Raw genomic sequence first — 2,700 nt, forward strand, 5'->3', positions numbered from 1 at the left:
AATAGGCACGTCCTCGATGAATCGCTTCCTCGAGTCCCAAGGGCGCACGGGCGTCAGTACGGGCAATAATCACTAATTCACTTTTACCACGGGCTTGAACAGCGGCGCGAATTTTCTGGATATGATCTGCGGCGGGAATCACTCGTTTTCCGGCAAAATGACCACATTTCTTGGGCAACTCTTGATCTTCTAAGATAATTCCGGCAATAGTCTGAGCGTTTTATGTCTATATATTACTAAACATGACTATATCCGACTATATTGTTATTGAAACTTTACAATACCGAGTCTAACGATATCGGTGACAGTACGAATGACATTGAGGGGATTTCCGTACCCGGCATCAATATCAGCGATAAGGGGAATGGTGACGGATTCAGCAATTTTTCCGGCGCTATTCAGCATTTCGGTAGCGGTGAGAAAACCGTAATCGGGTTTACCGAGGGTGGAACCGGAAATGCCAAAGCCACTGGTAAAGATAGCTTCAAAGCCAATTTTTTCGGCGAGTTTGGCGCTGATGCAATCGTAGACGCCGGGAAGGATAAGGGTTTCGGGTTGTTGGAGGAGTTGGCGAAATTTTTGGGTCATTTGTCATTCGTCATACTCGCGCAAGCGAGAAGCAAGCTACGTCATTTGTCATTTGGTAGGGGCGGGTTTTGCAGCTAAGCTAGGGATAGCCATCAATATTATTCCCTAAACCCGCCCCTACACACAGACGTGTCATGGCATATCTCCCTCATCTCCCTCAATCCGACTGTTTAACCACTTGCTTTAATCCTTTCTTCCAATCGGCGGCTCTCTGGGCGTTGGGATAGATGCCAATTAGCTCTCTTAATTCGGTTTGGTGTTTCTGTTTCAGTTCGGATTTAGTGCGATTTCCCAGAAGACAGATGGCACGTTGTAGGCTATCTTTATCCCCAGGAACTTTTGGCGGTAAGTCTACGGAAAAGGTGGGATGGGGTTTTGGGGAGGATGATTTGATGCTGGTTATGGCGGGTAGATTGGCGGGGAGAGGGGAGAGATCAACGGGATTAATATAACCATAACCGCCTTTTTTGTCGGTGAAACAAATTCGGGGAATTCCTTTTCGTTGTGTTCCATCCAATCTGCCGATTCTACCTCTATGTTTGTGTTTGTTTGAATGGGCGGGATCAACAATACACATATCACCGGGATACAAGATATGGTTCTCCGTGGTGGTTCTGCCGTTATCGGAGCTTCCGGTACAGTGTTTTCCGTGGTTGAGATAAACTGTAACTTGCTTCATGTCACTGATGACAGACGTAGCATGGCACGTCTCTACATAATCGACGACTGATGAATCAGGGTGGGTTTTGTGGTTTAGTTTTTGGTAACCAGTTGGTAACCAGTCAGGGCGGGTTTTGTTGTTCAGTTTTTGGTGACAAGTCGTTTGAGTGGCTAAACCCGCCCCTACAATTTACTTATTTTATCCGATCGCATAGCTCGAATAATCGTCACCGGATTTAGGGGGGTAAAACGGGTGAGTTGGGCGACGGGAATGGAACGGGAAAGCTGAACCTGTAATAATCGATACGTCCAACCGCGATCGCTAAACCAATTGACTGCCTGATTTAGATGTTCTAAGGTGGCTAAGGCTAACACCACTATGCCATTATCTCCTAATTCTGCCTGGGTTCGTTCTAAAATCGCCAATAAATTCCCGCCACTTCCGCCAATAAACACCCGCTGGGGGGTGGGCAGTTGAGATAATATATCCGGTGCTGTACCATAGATAGAGGTAACATTGGTAACCTGTAAACGGCGGCAATTTTGTTCAATTAAAGCCGTTCCCATTGTCGTTTTTTCGATCGCATAGACGTGAGAGGTAGGCGATAATCTGGCAATTTCAATGGAGACGGAACCCGTTCCTGCACCAATATCCCAGATAATTTGTTCCGGTTGTAGGGAGAGTTCCGCTAAAATCAAAGTACGGATTTCCCGCTTGGTGATTAAACCGGGGCGATCGCGAAAACTGGCAAAACTGTGATCCGATAGCCCTAAAATGGGTAATGTGGCGACATCTATAGGTGTATCACTCGGTTCAGACTGACGCAGGAGAATCACCACATTCAGCGGCGCGATCGCTTCTAAGTGTACCGCATCCACAGGCAAACACCGCACCCGTTCATCAGTTCCACCTAAATTTTCACACAGCCAAAACTGGTATTCACAGGGTAAATCCAGATCAAGTAATAGATTTGCGATCGCACTCGGCGTATTTATTTTATCCGTCAGCACGGCAATTTTATCGGTTCCCTGTTGTAGCGCTTGGGTTAACCGTTCTAAAGAACGCCCATGACTACTAATTGTCACCGCATCTTGCCAAGGGACTTTCACCCGACTAAATGCTAATTGTACCGCACTGACATGGGGATGAAACGTCAGATGTTCGGGTGGCAATTCAGCTAATAATAAACGTCCCAAGCCAAAAAACAAGGGATCGCCACTCACCAACACAATGATACAGCAATTTGGGTCATTCTTTGCCAACTGGCGACGAATCTCCCGGATCACCTGAGTCAAATCGCCCAAAACCAGGCGGCGTGCGGGATGATCAGGGAAGTAACCCAAGACGCGATCGCTCCCGACTAACAGCGTCGCCCGTTCTACTAATTGTCGCACGGATTCTGTTAATCCCGCCGCACCCTCTAAACCGATTCCGACTACATGAATATCATT

At 47.1% G+C, this 2,700-nt stretch carries 2 protein-coding genes and 1 pseudogene; all 3 read right to left on the bottom strand.

Annotated features, from left to right (window positions below; translation table 11 throughout):
- Nucleotides 1-588, bottom strand: a pseudogene (locus tag ACLFWI_RS29115) (isocitrate lyase/PEP mutase family protein); the annotation flags it as partial.
- Nucleotides 589-745: 157 nt separating this feature from the next.
- Nucleotides 746-1,267, bottom strand: a complete 522-nt coding sequence (locus ACLFWI_RS29120) for a hypothetical protein (RefSeq protein WP_446415827.1) — start codon at nt 1,265-1,267, stop codon at nt 746-748.
- A 164-nt stretch (nt 1,268-1,431) separates the two neighbouring features.
- Nucleotides 1,432-2,700, bottom strand: a 1,269-nt coding sequence (gene cbiE / locus ACLFWI_RS29125; RefSeq protein WP_446415828.1) for a precorrin-6y C5,15-methyltransferase (decarboxylating) subunit CbiE, incomplete at its 5' end; no start/stop codon positions are given.

This window comes from Coleofasciculus sp., from assembly GCF_046539235.1.
Lineage (GTDB): Bacteria > Cyanobacteriota > Cyanobacteriia > Cyanobacteriales > Coleofasciculaceae > Coleofasciculus.